At 50.5% G+C, this 16796-nt stretch carries 18 protein-coding genes; 7 read left to right on the top strand and 11 right to left on the bottom strand.

The window, feature by feature from the left end:
* Positions 1-112: 112 nt before the first annotated feature.
* The 5 genes from ABEW34_RS02050 to ABEW34_RS02030 form a co-directional block, all read right to left on the bottom strand.
* A complete protein-coding gene (locus ABEW34_RS02050; protein WP_430154412.1) occupies positions 113-1774 on the bottom strand; it encodes a DUF4179 domain-containing protein in 1662 nt (553 codons plus the stop codon).
* On the bottom strand, positions 1728-2285 hold the full coding sequence (locus tag ABEW34_RS02045) for an RNA polymerase sigma factor (RefSeq protein ID WP_430154410.1): 558 nt from the start codon (positions 2283-2285) through the stop codon (positions 1728-1730). The genes ABEW34_RS02050 and ABEW34_RS02045 overlap by 47 nt, the downstream gene beginning before the upstream one ends.
* 226 nt (positions 2286-2511) lie before the next feature.
* Positions 2512-3663 carry an ABC transporter permease gene (locus ABEW34_RS02040; RefSeq protein ID WP_430154408.1) on the bottom strand — a complete coding sequence of 384 codons (1152 nt, stop codon included), beginning with the start codon at positions 3661-3663 and terminating at the stop codon, positions 2512-2514.
* The gene (locus ABEW34_RS02035) at positions 3656-4816 is read right to left on the bottom strand and encodes an ABC transporter permease (protein ID WP_430154406.1); all 1161 of its coding nucleotides are present in this window, start codon (positions 4814-4816) and stop codon (positions 3656-3658) included. Before ABEW34_RS02035 ends, ABEW34_RS02040 begins: the two co-directional genes overlap by 8 nt.
* 12 nt (positions 4817-4828) lie before the next feature.
* Positions 4829-5773 (bottom strand): ATP-binding cassette domain-containing protein, encoded by a 945-nt coding sequence (locus tag ABEW34_RS02030; RefSeq protein WP_430154404.1) that lies wholly within the window; start codon positions 5771-5773, stop codon positions 4829-4831.
* Between the two features lie 228 nt (positions 5774-6001).
* Here ABEW34_RS02030 and ABEW34_RS02025 point away from each other — a divergent pair, with 228 nt between their 5' ends.
* Genes ABEW34_RS02025 through ABEW34_RS02015 form a run of 3 tightly spaced genes read left to right on the top strand, consistent with a single transcriptional unit; the run spans position 6002 to position 8549 of the window.
* Positions 6002-7171, top strand: coding sequence for a sensor histidine kinase (locus ABEW34_RS02025; protein ID WP_430154402.1), 1170 nt, complete (start codon positions 6002-6004; stop codon positions 7169-7171).
* 15 nt (positions 7172-7186) lie between these two features.
* On the top strand, positions 7187-7882 hold the full coding sequence (locus tag ABEW34_RS02020; RefSeq protein ID WP_430154400.1) for a response regulator transcription factor: 696 nt from the start codon (positions 7187-7189) through the stop codon (positions 7880-7882).
* Between the two features lie 4 nt (positions 7883-7886).
* Positions 7887-8549 carry a DUF1054 domain-containing protein gene (locus tag ABEW34_RS02015; protein WP_430154398.1) on the top strand — a complete coding sequence of 221 codons (663 nt, stop codon included), beginning with the start codon at positions 7887-7889 and terminating at the stop codon, positions 8547-8549.
* Positions 8550-8683: 134 nt separating this feature from the next.
* Here the strand turns inward: ABEW34_RS02015 and ABEW34_RS02010 are convergent, their stop codons facing one another.
* Positions 8684-8959, bottom strand: coding sequence for a hypothetical protein (locus tag ABEW34_RS02010; RefSeq protein WP_430154397.1), 276 nt, complete (start codon positions 8957-8959; stop codon positions 8684-8686).
* Between the two features lie 196 nt (positions 8960-9155).
* Here ABEW34_RS02010 and ABEW34_RS02005 point away from each other — a divergent pair, with 196 nt between their 5' ends.
* Together ABEW34_RS02005 and ABEW34_RS02000 are read left to right on the top strand one after the other, a co-directional pair.
* Positions 9156-9653: a DinB family protein gene (locus ABEW34_RS02005; RefSeq protein WP_430154395.1), complete on the top strand. Its 498-nt coding sequence runs from the start codon at positions 9156-9158 to the stop codon at positions 9651-9653.
* Positions 9654-9911, top strand: a complete 258-nt coding sequence (locus tag ABEW34_RS02000) for a hypothetical protein (RefSeq protein WP_430154394.1) — start codon at positions 9654-9656, stop codon at positions 9909-9911. It abuts the gene before it with no gap.
* On the opposite strand, the gene ABEW34_RS01995 is transcribed toward ABEW34_RS02000, so the two are convergent.
* On the bottom strand, positions 9908-11083 hold the full coding sequence (locus ABEW34_RS01995) for an MFS transporter (protein WP_430154392.1): 1176 nt from the start codon (positions 11081-11083) through the stop codon (positions 9908-9910). The genes ABEW34_RS02000 and ABEW34_RS01995 overlap by 4 nt on opposite strands.
* Positions 11084-11104: 21 nt before the next feature.
* Entirely contained in the window at positions 11105-12391 is a 1287-nt protein-coding gene (locus tag ABEW34_RS01990; protein ID WP_430154390.1) for an MFS transporter, read from the bottom strand.
* A gap of 220 nt (positions 12392-12611) precedes the next feature.
* On the opposite strand from ABEW34_RS01990, the gene ABEW34_RS01985 reads away from it, so the two are divergent.
* Positions 12612-14081 (top strand): aminotransferase class I/II-fold pyridoxal phosphate-dependent enzyme, encoded by a 1470-nt coding sequence (locus ABEW34_RS01985; protein WP_430154388.1) that lies wholly within the window; start codon positions 12612-12614, stop codon positions 14079-14081.
* Positions 14082-14307: 226 nt separating this feature from the next.
* On the opposite strand, the gene ABEW34_RS01980 is transcribed toward ABEW34_RS01985, so the two are convergent.
* The 3 genes from ABEW34_RS01980 to ABEW34_RS01970 all read right to left on the bottom strand — a co-directional run bounded on the left by ABEW34_RS01980 (position 14308) and on the right by ABEW34_RS01970 (position 15833).
* On the bottom strand, positions 14308-14622 hold the full coding sequence (locus tag ABEW34_RS01980) for a DUF1292 domain-containing protein (RefSeq protein WP_056038772.1): 315 nt from the start codon (positions 14620-14622) through the stop codon (positions 14308-14310).
* Positions 14623-14838: 216 nt separating this feature from the next.
* Entirely contained in the window at positions 14839-15402 is a 564-nt protein-coding gene (locus tag ABEW34_RS01975) for a stalk domain-containing protein (RefSeq protein WP_430154386.1), read from the bottom strand.
* Between the two features lie 227 nt (positions 15403-15629).
* A complete protein-coding gene (locus ABEW34_RS01970; protein WP_081418934.1) occupies positions 15630-15833 on the bottom strand; it encodes a hypothetical protein in 204 nt (67 codons plus the stop codon).
* A 138-nt stretch (positions 15834-15971) separates the two neighbouring features.
* On the opposite strand from ABEW34_RS01970, the gene ABEW34_RS01965 reads away from it, so the two are divergent.
* Positions 15972-16697: an MBL fold metallo-hydrolase gene (locus ABEW34_RS01965; protein WP_430154384.1), complete on the top strand. Its 726-nt coding sequence runs from the start codon at positions 15972-15974 to the stop codon at positions 16695-16697.
* Positions 16698-16796 lie beyond the last annotated feature (99 nt).

Below are 16796 nucleotides of genomic sequence, written 5' to 3'. Positions count from 1 at the left end.
CAACTTGGTTTATTGACTATTTTTAAAGCAAACGTGGATTTTGGGCAAAAAAATAAAACAAGCCACCCCTAAATCGGGGCGGCTGTCATCATTCGCAGCAGCTTCTACGCGCTTACTGCGGCAATATAGACGTGCGGAGCTCCTTGTCTGGCGCATCCGTCGTATAGTAATACATGTGCAAATCGAGATTGTCTCCAGCGTAGTTCCGGAAAACCTCAGTCGAGCTGTTGATGCCATCGCCAGAGAAATTAGCGGTCAATATCTCGCTTGGAAAGCTTGTCTTTCCTTCCAGTCGGTACGTCTGGTTGACCCCGCCGAACGTCTTGTCGTCGCTTTCGTTTTGGACGAACACATCCGCGCCTTTGCGGTAATAGGTCCACTTAACCTCGTAGCCGCCCACTTCCGTTGTCATATACTGCTTCTCTTCCGTTATGCTGCTCAAGTGAATGACTGCATCCTTGTCCGTATGATCTGTGACCTCATAGGTTTGAATGAGCGCAATCGGCGTCTGCTCTGTAACCGTAAGCCCCTGAGGACGCTCAAACCGGATTGAATTGCTATACGGGTCGTCGCTCCTCCACAAATAACCTTCCAGTATGGTTCCTCCTACATCAAGCTTGTAATTTTGGAAGGAATACTGCATATGTTTTTGCTCATGGCTAGTAACAAGCCTAATTTGTGTTGGTGTAATGACAACCTGATCGATATTAAAACTGCCTTGTGTCAAATTAATCGGCACATGAACATCACGTTTAATGGTACCGGCGAGCATTGCCTGTTTATCGAGCTGAAGCGGGAGGCTCCATTCCCCATCAATACGATTCTCTTCACGCGCGTAGCTTAGGCTATACGTTATATTGTCACTCTTTAATTCGCTCAGTTTAAAATATTGCAGCATCGTATATTCACCATTAGGTCCCGGCTTCCCAAATGTACCGCTGCGGCTTGTCTGAACAGCCTGGTCCCCGCTCTTGACTGTCAGCTCCGGGTAAGCATAGCTTGATACGGTTTTATCTGTAAAGCTGAGCGCGGAGGAAAGCAAAACCTCATCTCCATTTTGCTTGAAAAGCTGGACTTCCAGCTTGCCCATACCATCCTTATCCAAATTAAAAACTTGTACGCCGTCGTTAGTTAGATCCAAATCAATCGAAATAGACGTATTTGAGATAAAGCTTGCACCCGACGCTGAAAAACCCACCTGATCCACTAGCTGCTCTGGCGTCCATTCCGTCTCGAAGTATCCGCGGTACGATTGGCTGGCCTCGTCCCAGCCTCTCATCAAGTAGCTGCCTTCAATCGTTTTACCGTTTGAGTCTGTCAAATGCATATTTGAGAAGGATAAATAACCGTCCTCTCCAGCTGGTGGAACGAGGCTGTATAGCAGCACAGAACGATTGTCATCTACAACCGCTGTATGAATCGTAAAGGTTGCACCATCCTGTACAGCCGATTTTTCAATATTTTGCCCCATACCTTGAGCTAAGGCCGATTGAATACCGCTTCTGCCATTCAGCAGCTGATTCCAATCCAATTGGTAGGCAAAAACAGGAGTGGCTGCAACTAAAGCAACTGCCGCCGCTATAAATAGACCACGCTTCAGGCTGCGGGGCTTCCGCAAAACGCGCACAGCTTCGTGCCCGGATGGTGCTGCATCAGCTCTTCCTTGCTGCAAGCCTGCTTGCTCGATCCTCCCCCACATCGCCTCAAAATCAGGATAGGCTGGCGGTTCAGCTTTTTTCAAGCGCTGAATCATTTCGTTCTCTGATGGTTTCATAATTTAATCCTCCTTGTTTAATGTGGCTCGAACTGCTTTCCAGCGACTGCTTCATCAGCTTTAGTCCTTTGTGCAGCCGCGATTTCACCGTGCCTACTGGAATACCTAAAATGTCTGCTATTTCTGGCAGCGTCTGCTCTTGTATAAAGCGCAGCGCTACTACTGTGCGAATTTTCAGCGGCAGCTGCTCCACGAGCCTGCTGTACTCTTGATGAGCTTCCCGCTTCTCGACTACCTGCTCTACCGATTCCGGCTGTCTGCGCGACAGCCACTCGCTTAAGCTTTCTTTCAGCCTCCCGCTTTTGGAGCGACGAATGGCATTCAGGCAGCTATTGACTGTCAAACGCATCAGCCAAGCCTTTAGCTGCTCTACCTGCCGCCACTCCTTGCGGAACGCTGTCACGAATACTTCCTGGCATATATCTTCTGCGTCCGCTGCATTTCGGAGCATGTAGTAGCATGTTTTATAGACGTCCTTGTTATATTGCTCAAACAGCTCTCTTTCCGTCATCCTGCTTTCCCTCCTCCCGTTCTCGTTCTCGCCGTGTACACCCTATTAACAATTAACGGAGTCAAAAGGTTCATTTTTCGCTCCTTATTTTTATTCAGCTCGATTTTCAGGCATTCTCAGCAACAAGTCGACGCAAAAATAGTGCAAGCACTCCCCACCAGCGGCTACGCTAATGAGCAAGTACATGCACGATTATAAACGATTCAATATGGAAGCTGAATCTTCATTATTGATGACTTGGACGAAGCACAGCTGCTCCGAAAATAAGCAGGACGACAGCGAACAGCATTAAAATCAAGATCGGCTGCGCGACATCTAGGAGCCCAGCACCTGTGCTCAGGCGGTCGACCGCCTGCAGCGCCCATTTTTGCGGCATGAAATTGGCCAGCTTCTGCAAAAATTCCGGCATCATCGATAGCGGAAAAAAACAGCCGCTGATCATCGAGGTAGGAGTGACAATGAGCAAATTGATTTGACTCAGCTGTTGGGCATTTCGCACGAGTCCCCCAACTGCTGTCATAACGCCAATCGCCGCCAGCATAAAGCATTCCAATACCAACAGCATCGCCCCGAAGGAAACGCCCGGCGAATAACCAAACACAAAATAAGTGAGCGAGAGCACCAGCACAAGCTGAATGGTGCCGACCAGTATGCTGCCTAAATAATTGCCCAGAGCAATATCAAGAGCGCGAAGCGGCGCCGTATACATGCGCTGCATCGTCCGCATTTCCCGGTCCTCCATAATGAAGCCGACAGACTGGCTGACCAGCAGCATGAGAAAAAGCAAGATCACTCCAATCATCATCGGATTGGCAGCAACGACCCCTAGCTTCATCGGAGTATGCTCTAAGCTGACCGCAGGCCTCTCCTGCTGCTCCAGCAGCTCGCTAAGCTTCCCGGAATCGGGAGCAGCCCCGCTAGAGGCCGCTTGCAGCAACTCAACGGAAGCCGCCATGCTTCGCGCCTGAGCCTCAAGCGAGGAAAGCAGTGAGGCGTTCCACAGCTGCTCCGTCCAGCGATATAGCACCGGCTGCGGCTGCTCGCCTGCAAGCAAACGCTCCGTGAAATCGGCAGGAATAAAAATCGCCGCATCTGCGTCACCAGCTGCAACAGCTTCCCTGATCTGCTTCCCCGTCAAATCCGTCTGTATGCTCACCTCATAAAGCGAGTCCTGATTGACAATGTCCAGCATATAAGCGCCAAAAGCTCCTCGATCTGCATTGCTGACAGCAATTATCTCTTTATCCGCTTGCAGGCTGCTGAACAAACCAGCAATAACCGACAAGGCAATTGCCGGAAGCAGCACATTTAGAAAAAAGCCCCGACGCGTGCCCATCGTTCTGCGAATGAGCTGCATCGCAATTGGCAAGCTACGCATGCTGCTTCACCACCTTAGGCAAGCGAATAATCGCTGCAATGGCAAGCACAGCAGCAATAGCTGCCAAAACACCGATATTTTGCCAAACGAGAGCGCGGCTCGATCCATCCATTAGCCCACGCAGCGCAGCATTGGCCCAAAAATTAATATTCAGCTTGCTGATGAGACCCAGCTTGTTCTGAATCATCGCAACCATGCCCCCGCTTAAAAAAGTCATGCTGAAAATCAGCGTGTTAAACAGCGTCTGCATCGTTTTGACGGTTTTAGCAAAAGAAGCTATCGTCAGCGCCAGACCCGAGCCCGCGATAATGGTCAGCAATGAGATAAGGGCGATTCCCCAGTATGCCCCTCCCCAATCGACGCCGTAAACATACTTCGTAAAAACAATCATAACAATCGTCTGCATCACGCCGAGCAGCGCCGCACCGCTAATGATGCCGGCTACAACTGCACTGAACGAGGCAGGGATGCCATATAAGCGCTGCAAGGTTCCCTCTCTTTTTTGCCGCAGCAGCGAAATGGCGCCCATCATGCCGCCATACTGCAAAAACATGATCAAATAAGCGACAGAATAATATTGGATAGCCGATACAGAGCCGAAGGATTGATCCGATCCGCCGCCCAGCGTCTGCACTTCAACGAGTGCGGCAGCATCTGCCTGTCGGCTCTCCCGTCCGGATAAGCTTTCAGGCCCAAGCACCTTGAAGGCCGCCGCCTGCATGTTCACCTGAGAGAGGTAAGAACGAACGATAGAATGGGCCGCAATGTTTTTACTCCCGTCATGGCCTTCGAGGGTATGCCAGCTGACGCTTTCCCCCGCGGCAAGCTTGTCGGAATAATCCGCAGGAATGATAACGCCGTAATCGGCCGTTCCATCCTGCACCGCTTTGCGCACCTGAGCCTCAGAGGAGAGCGTTATGGGACGGGCGTATGGAAGGATGTCAGCCCCTTGCCAAAAAGCATCTACACCCTCTCGCAGCACCCCTTGATCGGCATTGTATACCGCCACCTTCGCCGGCTTGATTTCGCTGTCAAAAGCGCTGCCGAGCAAATAGATGAGCAGCAGCGGAAGACCAGCGAGCACAACAAGCAGCGCGTGCATTCGGCTCATTTTTATCCATTCATAGGTTAACGTAATCCACCATGTCCGCATATTCAGCGCCCCCTATTCATCGCGCAGCGAGCGGCCGGTCAACTGGAGGAACAACGACTCCAAATTCGGCTCGACGCGAGTCAGCTGGCGCAGCGTAATGCTGTGCTTTTGCAAAATAAACAGCAAATCCTGAAGGACGGAAGGTGAATCCTTCACAGTGACCTCAAGCCTCCGCTGCCCCTCCTGCTCGTCTATGTGCTTGACTGCCGGATGCTCGCCCATCTCCTTCGCCGCAGCCGGATGGGCCTGATCGACTTCGAAAATAATCCGCTCCTCCTGCCCGACCTGCTGCCTCAGCTGCTCCTTGCTGCCGCAGGCGATAAGCTTTCCTTTATCGACAATGCCGATTCGCGAGCAAATAGCATCCACTTCCTCCATATAATGGCTCGTGTAAATAATGGCCGAACCCAGACGGTTAAGCTCGCGCACCGACTCCAAAATATGATTGCGCGACTGCGGATCGATGCCCACCGTCGGTTCATCCATAATAATCAGCTTTGGGCGATGGGTAATCGCGCAAGCAATGTTAAGCCTGCGTTTCATGCCGCCCGAAAACGTTGACGGCTTGTCTTTTGCCCGCTCCAGCAGCCCGACAAATTGCAGCGACTCCTCCACCCGCTGCTTCAGCAGCTTGCCTCTGAGTCCATACAGCTTTGCGAAAAAGGATACATTTTCCCAAGCGGTCAGCATGTCGTAAATCGCCAGCTCCTGCGGCACTAGGCCGATGAGGCGCTTGACCTCCAGCGGCTGCTTGCGAATGGAATGTCCGCCTACCGTAATTTCGCCGCCGCTCAGAGGCAGCAGCCCCGAAAGCATATGGATTGAAGTGCTTTTCCCTGCTCCATTGGGCCCGAGCAGTCCGAATATCTCGCCTTCGCCAATATCAAAAGTCAAATGGTTGACGGTAATGGTGCTGTCATATTTTTTAACGACATCTTTAAAGGTTACTAGGCTCATATAGCCCTCATCCTCCCAATTCATCATCTTGTGTCCATTATAAAACGCTGCCTCGCGAGCATACAGCTCTACAAAGTCACAAAATGAAGGTGACGAAAGTCATATCATTAGCGCCGGCTGTATACAGCCGGTTTTTGGGCGATTATGCTATAATGAAACGATAGGAATCAAAATGAAAAAACGCCTTAGGACGATAAAAGCCTATTGCGCTGCGGGAGCTAATCCGACATGAATGTACCGTTTCACTGGTTTCGGGGCTTATTGATTGCTGTACCCGCAGTCATCAGCGTATTCTCGATTTCAGCTGCAAGCTATGCCTTTTATACGATTGGCGTCTTGATAGCATTGTCCGTCATTAAACTAGATACGCTGTTTCCAAAATACGCGGTGCTCATTTTGTTTATGGAGCTGCTTGGCTTCGGATGGTTCGCCTATCATTACGGCGGCGTCTTGTTCCTGCTCCTCTTCTCTACTTTAATTGCGGCCTTAAGCACGAAGCCATCAGCTGGCATGGCCGCGATATGGATCATAGCTGGAGGGGCATGCCTCTGGATCGCCATGTACCGTCTAGCGCCGAGCATGATGGCTGCCATGCTGCTGTTGTGGCTGACGATTGGAGCGGTGCTGCAGGCTACCCAGCAGGTAGAGGGCAAGCGAAGCCAAGTAGAGGCGCTGTATGCAGCGCTTGCACAAAGCCATGAGGAGCTCGAAGCCGCAAGGCGCCGCATGCAGCGCTATGCCTCGCAAATCGAGCAATACGCGCAGACTGAAGAACGCAATCGCATTGCGCGAGATATACATGATGATCTCGGACATCGCTTAATCCGGGTGAAAATGATGTCCGAGGCCGCGCTGCATCTATTTCAGTCGGACCCTGCGCGCGCACAGGCGACAGTTGGGCAAATTCGCGACCAACTGCAGGACAGCATGGAGCGGATGCGCCAAACCGTGCGCAGGCTCGCGGTGCCCAGCGAAGGGGACTCCAGGCAATATGCGCTGGACCGCCTCGTTAAAGATTCCGGCGAAGCGCTTGGCATCACTGTCGCCTTTGAGGTGCAGGGAAATCCACTCCCTCTCTACCCGAGCATGGAATTTATTTTGTTCAAAAACGCGCAGGAAGCCATTACAAATGCGGTTCGACACGGAGGCGCCACAATGGTAATGGTTACGCTTCTATTTCAATCGCACACCGTAGCTTTAACGATCGCCAACAATGGGGCTGTGCCCGAAGGGGCCATTACAGCAGGGCTTGGCATGCGCGGCATGCGGGAGCGTATATCATTAATCGGCGGAAAGCTGTTCTGGCAGGCGGAGAATAGCTTCAGCGTGACGACCGAGCTCCCGCTGCTAGGCGGAGCTAGCAGGGCTGACGAGAAACAAGTATTTGTGAAAGGATAGGAGGAGGCCGCTGCTATGATTACCGTATTAATTGTAGATGACGATCCGTTTATTCGGGAAAGCATGCAGGTTATTTTGCAGCTCGACCCGGGGCTCCATGTGGCGGGAGTATGTGCCGACGGCAAGGCCGCAGCTGATTTTGTGCAAAGAACGAAGGTCGATGTTGTACTGATGGATATTCGCATGCCCGGCTGTGATGGGGTCGAAGGCACGCGGCTCATTCGGGCATTGGAACAGCCACCTGCAGTCCTCATCCTGACCACCTTCGATGATGACGACTATATTGTGCAGGCGATCCGCTACGGCGCTGGCGGCTATTTGCTGAAGAACGTACCGCCAAGCCGCATTATTAACGGCATTAAAACCGTTTTTGAAGGCTCGCTGCTTATTCATCCCGATATCGCCCGCAAGCTGGCGGGCATGATTACGATGCCAGACACAGAAGAAGCTGCCTTGATCAAGCTTTCTCCGGAAGAGCAGACCGGCAGTGAGCTTGCGGCACGTTACAGCTTAACGCAGGCCGAGCAGCAAATTATTCGCCTCGTTGCCGAAGGGCAATCGAACAAGGAAATTGCCGCATCGCTTTTTTTGAGTGAAGGCACGATTAAAAACTACATTTCCGACATGCTTCACAAGCTGGGGCTGCGGGACCGTACGCAAATGGCGATTTTTTATTTGAAATTATCATTCAGTCCAAGCAAGGAGAGATGAACGTATGAGCATAAATACGATAGCGAATAGCAAGACCGAATTTAAAGGATTTACACAAGAGGACTTCGAGGTGTTTCAGCTTCAGGGACTAGCGGAGCGGATGGCGGGAATCCAGGAAAAAATCCAGCCTAAGTTCCACGCCATTGGCGAGCGCTTGCGCACCGAGCTTTCCATGCAAGCAGGCGACGAAATGTTTTTGCATGTAGCAAAGCATGCCCGCCGCTCGGTAAATCCGCCTAAGGATACATGGCTGGCGATTTGCAATAATAAGCGCGGCTATAAGGCGCATCCACATTTTCAACTGGGTCTTTTTGACGATCATCTGTTTATATGGTTCGCCCTCATTTACGAGACGCCGAATAAATCCCGCATCGCCTCCGCTTACTTAAACGAGCTGGATGAGGTCATCGCACAGGTTCCTTCCTCCTATGTCATTTCGCTGGATCATACAAAAAAGGAATCCGTGCCCGTAAGCGACATGACAGGCGAGCAATGGAAGCATGCCCTCGTCCGCTTCCGCGACGTGAAGAAGTCAGAGCTGCTCATCGGCCAGCATATTGCGGCTGACGACCCGATTTTGCGCGATGGCGAAGCGCTTGTAAAGCTTGCTTCCTCAACCTATGAATCGCTGCTGCCGCTGTATCGCCGCTCGCTCGTGCAGGAATAAGACGTATAAACGTATCGCACATGCAAAAAGCCGCTGCCCTTGTCTCTTGCAAGGCGCAGCGGCTTTTTGCCGATTAGCAAATTTCGTAGCGATGGCCGCTTGAATAGAAACCGACAGGTAAGGAATCAGCTTGGTCACTTGGATAACTTGCGTTTCAACAGCCTTACCAAATAATAGGAAGCTACCCCAGCTAACATGACGGGCCATACCTGGAGCCATGCCCAAATAGGAGTGTTGTCCACCCAGCCAACGGTTACATTTTTCTGCAAATAGTCAACAGATGCATATTGTTCCACTATGTCGGGGACATAATGCTGTGTCATATATATGCCTCCAATTATTTGCACACCATAAAAAACAATGACAAAGGCGACTCCTGTCAGCAATGCGCGAAACAATGTTTTTTTCACCGCCTTCTCCCTCCTCTTGCATTCATCTCCTCATATTACCATTTTTTTCTTATAAATTAAACATCGTTCCCCTTTCTTCCTGCATAAAGAACTAGACTCTACGTATAGATTGCTGCTATCCAAAATATCCGAAACAAGCCTTTCCACTACATCGTTAGTATAGTATTATCGCTATATAAGGGAGGAGAGTTAATTTATGGTGAAGAAATTGATCATCGGGGACGCCATGTATGAGCTGGCCCAAACACGCCGAATACTGGAGCGCTTGCCCGAGGAGCATATGATGTGGAAACCACACGAGAAATCGATGACTTTGGGTGGACTTGCTACGCACCTGGTCAACCTGCTGAACTGGCAACTGGCTATTTTCCATTCTCCAGAATTCGATCTATCGACCATTCCGTTTCGGCGGGAAGCTCTGGAAAGACGTGAAGACGTACTGGAGGAATTCGATACAAACGTCGTCAAGCTAGAAAAGCTGTTAGCCGAATGCGATGAAAAATCGCTTGGCGAGGAATGGACCTTGCGCAGCGGCGACCATATTATTCTGCGCCAACCGCGGGCGCTCGCGCTTCGCACCTTTGGACTCAGCCATATGGTTCACCACCGGGCTCAGCTTGGGGTTTATTACCGGCTTCTCGATATTCCGGTGCCAGGCCTCTACGGTGCCTCAGCCGACGAAGCAGGCAAATGAATGAAGACGCACCGAACAGTCGCGGGGCATCGGCATGAACGCCGGTATTCTGCGACTATTTTATCGGGACAAATGCTTGTTTGCTCAGATATGCGCGCCCCTTATTCTCCCGTCAGCCGTTCAGATGCAGATCTTCCTCGCCGTCGCTTCTCGTTTGCGTTTAGCAAAGTCGATACCCACAAGAAAAAAATAGAGCTGCCCGAAGGCAGCCCCAAAAGCAGTGATGATTTTTTCTCATCATACAGCATACATATTTAGGCCTCTGCTGCTGTCTTCTTTTTATCCATTTGCCGGAATTGCATGAGCAGCAGCAGCGCTGCCAGACATAGAATGCCCCCTGATATATAAGGAAGCCTTAGATCAAGCGTGAACAGGAACGTTCCTGCCAGCGGCCCCGCAATACGTCCCAAGCTGTCCATCGACGAGCTGAGGCCAGAAGCAACGCCCTGTCCAACCGTCGTCTTCTGGGTAATTAATGACGTTACACAAGGGCGAATGAGCGCATTGCCAATGCCAAACACGGCCAAGGAGAGCGTGGCCCACCAAAGCGAATGCGCAGCGAGCAGCATGAAAAAGCCGATGCTGGATATGACTAGGCCAATCGCAATGTATTTGCCCTCTTCGCCCGCTTTGATTCTTCTGCGCACGACACCGCCTTGAATTAACGCCCCGACAAAGCCGCAGACGAAAAATAAAATACCCACCTGCAGCGGCGTTACATCAAAGCGCCTCATGCCGAAAAACTGCAAGGTCGCTTCCAGTCCTGCCAGCGTAAACGTGACGAAAAAAGCCAATATGTATAAATATTTTAGCGGCCCGGTAAAAGCTTTCCAGCGCGACTCGCGGCGGCTTGCCCCACTGCGGCGCTGCTCCGGTGCAAGCGACTCCTTGAGCTTGGCCCATGCGAGCACGAATGTAATCAGCGCAAGCGCAGAAGCTGCATAAAACGGCGTTTCCAGCGACACAAGGCTTAACAGCCCGCCAAAGCCAGGTCCAATCGTAAAACCGAGGCCGATAGACATGCCAACCAGTCCCATGCCCTTGGTGCGTTCCTCAGGCGTTGTAATATCCGCCACGTAAGCAACAATAACCGAGGTTACCGCACCGGAAAACAAGCCTCCCAGCACACGGGATAAATACATCAGCGTCAAACTGCCCGACGACAAGCCGAATAAGACAAAGCTTAAAGCGAAGCCAAGTACGCCAATGAGAATGATAGGCCGTCTGCCAATTCGGTCAGACAAGCTTCCCCATACCGGCGATAGCACAAACGATACGGCCGAATACACCGCGAGCATTAAACCCGTATGCGCCTCCGCGCCAAGCGGATCTGCTGCTTTAATAATTTCGGGCATGACCGGGATAATAATCCCGAAGCCAATAAATGTTGTCATTAAGGTAGCCATTACAATTAACAAGCGTCTGTCCATTAAGCTCATCCCCTCCACACGTTATGTTATCATAACTGGCTGTTTTCTGGTAATGAACAAATGGAGAACAAATAGGACGAGCAGCATTGCACCGCTTACTAAAAATGGTGCCTGATGCCCGAATGTATCCCACAGCTTGCCGGACAAAATCGTACCCAGCACCATGCCTGAGCCTTCGATTGTCAGGAAAAAGCCCCATACTGCACCGCGCTCCTCCTTCGGAATCGCTTGGGCAATTAAAGCATTCCATGCCGGGATAATGCAGGCATAGCCAAGGCCTACAATCGCCACAATAACAAGCACAAGCGGCAGTGAACGAGTCATGCCTAGCAGCGGCAGCGAGATCGCGGCGAGGAGAAAGCCGATATGCAAAAACCATTTTGTCCCGAGCCGGTCAACAAGCTTCCCGACCGGAATTAGCCCCAGCACCGTTATGGCGCCGCCCGCGATAAGAAACCAGCTGTACTGGGCAGGCGTCAGATGTAGCACCGAACGCGCAAACAGCGTTAAGATCGGCGTCAGCAGCCCAAGCGAGAAGTTCTGCACAAACATTGCCGGATACAGCAGCTTGCTGGCATGAAGCGACTTGCCTACCTTGGCAAAATAACGGCTGGCCCGAACTTTGAACGGCTCTCTTGCAGCATCACTTGTCTTCGCTGTACGCGGATCCGTCTGTGCCGCAGCCTCTTCCGCTGCGCCTGAACGCTGCTTCATGCGACCGCGACCGGGGAGAAACATCGTCGTCAGCACAACGACGATCATGCCGCCAATAATAAGGCGGAACGCTGCCGTATACGAACTGGACAGCAGAAAATTAATTGCAATCGGCCCAGCACCCACGCCGACCAGCCAAGCGACATAGACGACACTCATCGCCCGGCCGCTCGCTTCCTCTCCAGCCTCCTCTGTTGCTCCTGTAATGACGCAAGGCCACAAAGGGGACGACCCCATGCCAAGCAGCAGGCAAGCGACCACAATCCAGCTTGTATGATGCACGAAAGCGACAAGCAAAACAGAGGTGAACGTCAGCACAATACCCGCAAGCATTACGGAGCGGTAGCCCAAACGGTCAATGAGCCAGCCAATCGGGCTGCGGAGCAAATTATCGCCAATATATTGCAGCGCCAGCGCCCAGCCAATCGCATAGGCAGATAAGCCGAGCACCGTTCCCATGTACACTGGCAAAATGGAAATAAGCAGCGCGCCCTTTACAAATTCAATAATAAACATAATAATCAGCAGCTGAATAATAAAAGGAGAGCGCCAAATAACGACGCTTGATGGCTTTATGCTCCTTCGTTCTTTCATTAAATATCGAGCCTCCATTTCTGCTGCAAGCAAGCGATCAAGCGTAAACGGCTGACGCCGTCCTCTGGCGGCAAAGCTAACGTTTCGCGTAGAAATATAGAGAAAGGATGGAAAAATCATATCCTTTCCTATATTTCTAAAAAAGCTTCTTGCATTCCGACTTGTTTTTGCTATACTCAACCTTGTTTGTATTTTAACAAGAGAGGCAGGGATGAAAGCGATGGATCATAACAAAACCCCGCTCTTCAGCGCATTACGCCGCCATGCGGAACAGAATCCAACCCAATTTCATATTCCAGGACATAAGAAAGGGTTAGGCAGCGATGCCGAATTTCGTGCATTTATCGGCGATAACGCGTTATCGATCGATTTAATAAATATAGCTCCGCTGGATGACCTGCATCAGCCTACCGGCGTTATTGAGGAAGCCCAGAAGCTTGCAGCCGATGCTTTCGGCGCAGATTATACTTATTTTTCCGTGCAAGGCACGAGCGGTGCCATTATTACGATGATTATGAGCGTCTGCCTTCCCGGCGATAAAATCATCGTCCCGCGCAATGTGCATAAGTCCATTATGGCGGCGATTATTTTTGCAGGTGCCCGTCCGATCTTTATCTCACCCGTGCGTGACGAGAATCTCGGCATTGATCACGGCATTACGACACGCGCTGTCAAACGCGCGCTGGACAAGCATCCCGACTCTAAAGCCGTGCTTGTTATCAACCCGACGTATTACGGCGTATGTGCCGACCTGAAGGAAATCGTTGATCTGGTGCATACATTCGATATCCCTGTGCTGGTAGATGAAGCGCATGGCGTGCTCATTCATTTCAATGAAAAGCTCCCGATGTCCGCTATGCAGGCCGGCGCAGATATGGCAGCGACGAGCGTTCACAAGCTGGGCGGCTCCATGACGCAAAGCTCCGTGCTGAACGTGCGCGGCGGGCGAGTTAATCCCCACCGCATTCAGACGATTATCAGCATGCTGACGACAACGTCGACGTCGTATATTTTGCTCTCTTCGCTCGATACGTCGCGACGCAACTTGGCTCTAAACGGCCACAAGCTGGCTGAACAAGCGATTGAGCTGGCCGAATATGCCCGCAAGTCCATCAATGAAATTGCCGGCTTGTACTGCTTTGGACGGGAAATATTAGGCGGAGAAGCTACCTTTGATCTCGACCCAACCAAGGTCGCTATTCATGTTCGTCATCTCGGCATTACCGGCTATGAGACGGAAAACTGGCTCCGTGACCATTTCAACCTTGAAATTGAAATGAGCGATATGTATAACATTCTTTGCCTTGTTACGCCCGGTGATACATCCGATTCGATAGAAAAATTGCTGGAGGCGCTGCGTGCGTTGTCAGATAGCTTCCATGAAGGCGCCGAGGCTCGCGAGCTCGTTGTCAAAATTCCGGATATTCCCCAACTGTCGCTCTCGCCGCGCGATGCTTTTTACGGACAGACCGAGGTCGTTCCGTTCAAAGAGTCAGCTGGCCGGATTATCGCCGAGTTTATTTATGTTTACCCACCTGGCATCCCTATTTTACTTCCAGGCGAGGTTATTTCCCAGAAAAATATCGACTACATCGTCGAGCATGTTGAAGTTGGCCTCCCCGTTAAAGGTCCGGAGGACCGCAACGTAGAATTCGTTAAAGTCATTTTCGAGGAAACGGCTATTTCCTAGACATCGTTATATTTCAAGGTGAAATGGCTCCCGCTGTCCTTTGGCGGTGCGGCGCGTTTCATTCCGGGATATATAGAGAAAGGATAGCGTTAGGATATCCTTTCCTATATTTGAACAAAAGACACCTGCTGTCCCAGGAGCATTCGCCCTTGATGACGCAGGTGTCTTTTGCATGCACAGCTAAGGTGCATAATGGAATGCTAAGGCAGCGTAAAGAGAGGAAAACCTACTCTTCTTTTGCTGCGTTTTCAGTAACGGCGATTTCTTCATAAATCTTCGTTACGCGATCCCATTCTTCATCGTCTTCGATACCAACGAGGAAAGCCTCGTCGTTCTCTTCCTCGATGCGGAAAATAACGCCGTCTGCTTCAGGATCATTGCGATCCAGCAATACCGCGTAAGCGTTGTTTTCGGATTCAAACGTATAAACCATGACCATTTCGCGTTCTTGGCCCTCATCGTCCGTTACAATAAATACACTTTCTTCATGTTCATGGTCTTCTCCGCAACCGCAATCTGCGCCATGATTATGCTCAGTCATTGTTTTACCCCATTTCAGTCAATTATCCATACCTGAGTATCGTACCATGAGTCATTGCAGCGGTCAAACAAGTGTAAACGGCTGTCGCCGTCATCCGGAGGCAAAGCACCGTTTCGAGGGTGAAATATAAGAAATGATAAGCTTGAAGCTAATCATTTCTTATATTTCGAAAAAGCCCGTGTTTCCTCCACTTGGAAGAAACGCGGGCCATTGCCGTTATTGCGAAGAAATCAGCTTCTCTGATACGAGTGTCCAATCGTCTGACGAGTTCATTTTCAGGAAAAATCTCACCGCATATTTCCCCGAATACTCGAAATTGTACTTCAAGTCTTCTGTCCGATACCAGAAGTTATCCTTCGTAATTTTATCGGTCTGCGTCTGAATGACCTTCTCGCTGCCATACGGATCAAATATTGATACTTTAACCGCGGCAATATCCGTCTTTAAATTGTCGACCTGCGACAATACGCTGAACGTATACGAGTTGCCCTTCGTTACATTGCCAAACAGCTTGCTATCCTGCATGAGTACAATATGTACATTCGGTCTCGTTAAGGTTGCCTTCTTATTCTGCCCATCCCAATTGACAATGGTTTGAAGGCTATTGGCTATTTCCCGAATTGGCAGGTAAGTCTTGCCATCTACCATAATGCCGCCCTCTTCAAGCTCGCTGCCATTCAGGAGAACCTTAACAGTCTGCGATGCAGCATTCGCAATCATTAAGGTACTGCTGCATAAAAAAAGCGCCAGCAGCAAAACCGCTACTTTTCTGAATTTCATAGATGAGTACCCTCCATCCGCTTTGTCTGGATATATGGTTATACTCTTCAAAATGAATAGAGTTGCGCTGTTACAGAAACTTTTTCAGCCCTGTACCAGCGCTATATTTTGTCTCCAGCATAGGCGGGTGCTCTCCCTTTTTTCAGACGGTCATTTACAGGGGTTTTAGCAGCATGCCCGTGCGAAAAAAATTGTAGAAATGTGCGGTTGCCTGGGAAATATTCCGGTTAATGATACGTACGGGTGAGCACGCAAGGAACCCCTTTTCCAACTGCGCCCGGCTCGGACATTCGGTCCAAATACGCGAGTCCCCTTGCACAGGGTGTTGGGCACACTTCGCAGACTGGGGATAGCACCAATTTATAGTGGTACTGTTTCCGTTCACCTGAAGGTTGTTTCTTTTTAACGTTTTTACCTTTTCCTTTGCTCATTGATGCTCTGTCCTCCCTGCCGGATCTTGCTCATGCATTATATGTAGGTACTCGGCAAAGGGTATCTCTATTTGTCAGTTTGCCATTCATTTGATACATTGGAGATAGCGAGATGATTTCTATGACGGAGGTGTTCCAATGAATATACAAATGATCGGAACAGGGAGTGCTTTTGCCAAGAAATATGATAATAACAATGCGTTAATTGAGGTTCCTGGCTTCAAGCTGCTGGTCGATTGCGGCATTACGCTGCCTAAGGCGCTGCATGAGACGAATTTATCGTTCGATGAGCTGGATGCGGTGCTAATCAGTCATATTCATGGCGACCATGTGGGCGGGCTGGAGGAGTACGCTTTTCAGATGATGTTCCTCTACGGGAAAAAGCCCGTGCTGTACATCGCCTCCTCGCTAGTGGAGCCGCTGTGGGAGCAGACACTACGCGGCGGGCTGACGCAAGGACCGCTTCAATCCATTGATGATTTCTTTGAAGTAAGGCGGCTGGAGGAGGGCATAGAGCATGAGCTGCATCCGGGCTTAAAGGTGAAGCTGCTTCAAACCGAGCATATTGTGGGGAAAAACAGCTATTCGTTTATTTTCAATCAGCACTTCTTCTATTCGGCAGATATGAAATTCAGCCAAGCATTGCTGGAGCAGCTTGTGGAGAACGGCGTGGATACGATTTTTCACGACTGCCAGTTGATTTCGCCAGGTGTTGTTCATGCATGTCTCGACGAACTGTTGACACTGCCAGATCCGCTTCAAGAGAAGGTGTGGCTCATGCATTACGGGGATACGATGGAAAATTACATAGGCCATACAGGGAAAATGCGCTTCGTACAGCAGCGTGAGATTTATACGGTGTAGGTACGAGTCGCAGGAATGAGCAGTAACCATAACAAAAAGAGCCTGACGTTTTTTCGCGTCAGGCTCTTCTTGCTGCTGCATATACTTAGCTCAGGCTTG

This window comes from Paenibacillus algorifonticola (assembly GCF_050481745.1).
In the GTDB taxonomy this organism is placed as follows: Bacteria; Bacillota; Bacilli; order Paenibacillales; family Paenibacillaceae; genus Pristimantibacillus; species Pristimantibacillus algorifonticola_A.
Note: the sequence above shows the minus strand (reverse complement) of the source record. Positions and strands in the feature narration are given on the sequence as shown.

Excerpts from the sequence above, each read along its gene's own strand:
- ABEW34_RS02050 (WP_430154412.1), bottom strand. The coding sequence starts at position 1,774 with ATGAAACCATCAGAGAACGAAATGATTCAGCGCTTGAAAAAAGCTGAA.
- ABEW34_RS02045 (WP_430154410.1), bottom strand. The coding sequence starts at position 2,285 with ATGACGGAAAGAGAGCTGTTTGAGCAATATAACAAGGACGTCTATAAA.
- ABEW34_RS02040 (WP_430154408.1), bottom strand. The coding sequence starts at position 3,663 with ATGCGTAGCTTGCCAATTGCGATGCAGCTCATTCGCAGAACGATGGGC.
- ABEW34_RS02035 (WP_430154406.1), bottom strand. The coding sequence starts at position 4,816 with ATGCGGACATGGTGGATTACGTTAACCTATGAATGGATAAAAATGAGC.
- ABEW34_RS02030 (WP_430154404.1), bottom strand. The coding sequence starts at position 5,773 with ATGAGCCTAGTAACCTTTAAAGATGTCGTTAAAAAATATGACAGCACC.
- ABEW34_RS02025 (WP_430154402.1), top strand. The coding sequence starts at position 6,002 with ATGAATGTACCGTTTCACTGGTTTCGGGGCTTATTGATTGCTGTACCC.
- ABEW34_RS02020 (WP_430154400.1), top strand. The coding sequence starts at position 7,187 with ATGATTACCGTATTAATTGTAGATGACGATCCGTTTATTCGGGAAAGC.
- ABEW34_RS02015 (WP_430154398.1), top strand. The coding sequence starts at position 7,887 with ATGAGCATAAATACGATAGCGAATAGCAAGACCGAATTTAAAGGATTT.
- ABEW34_RS02005 (WP_430154395.1), top strand. The coding sequence starts at position 9,156 with ATGGTGAAGAAATTGATCATCGGGGACGCCATGTATGAGCTGGCCCAA.
- ABEW34_RS02000 (WP_430154394.1), top strand. The coding sequence starts at position 9,654 with ATGAAGACGCACCGAACAGTCGCGGGGCATCGGCATGAACGCCGGTAT.
- ABEW34_RS01995 (WP_430154392.1), bottom strand. The coding sequence starts at position 11,083 with ATGGACAGACGCTTGTTAATTGTAATGGCTACCTTAATGACAACATTT.
- ABEW34_RS01990 (WP_430154390.1), bottom strand. The coding sequence starts at position 12,391 with ATGAAAGAACGAAGGAGCATAAAGCCATCAAGCGTCGTTATTTGGCGC.
- ABEW34_RS01985 (WP_430154388.1), top strand. The coding sequence starts at position 12,612 with ATGGATCATAACAAAACCCCGCTCTTCAGCGCATTACGCCGCCATGCG.
- ABEW34_RS01980 (WP_056038772.1), bottom strand. The coding sequence starts at position 14,622 with ATGACTGAGCATAATCATGGCGCAGATTGCGGTTGCGGAGAAGACCAT.
- ABEW34_RS01975 (WP_430154386.1), bottom strand. The coding sequence starts at position 15,402 with ATGAAATTCAGAAAAGTAGCGGTTTTGCTGCTGGCGCTTTTTTTATGC.
- ABEW34_RS01970 (WP_081418934.1), bottom strand. The coding sequence starts at position 15,833 with ATGAGCAAAGGAAAAGGTAAAAACGTTAAAAAGAAACAACCTTCAGGT.
- ABEW34_RS01965 (WP_430154384.1), top strand. The coding sequence starts at position 15,972 with ATGAATATACAAATGATCGGAACAGGGAGTGCTTTTGCCAAGAAATAT.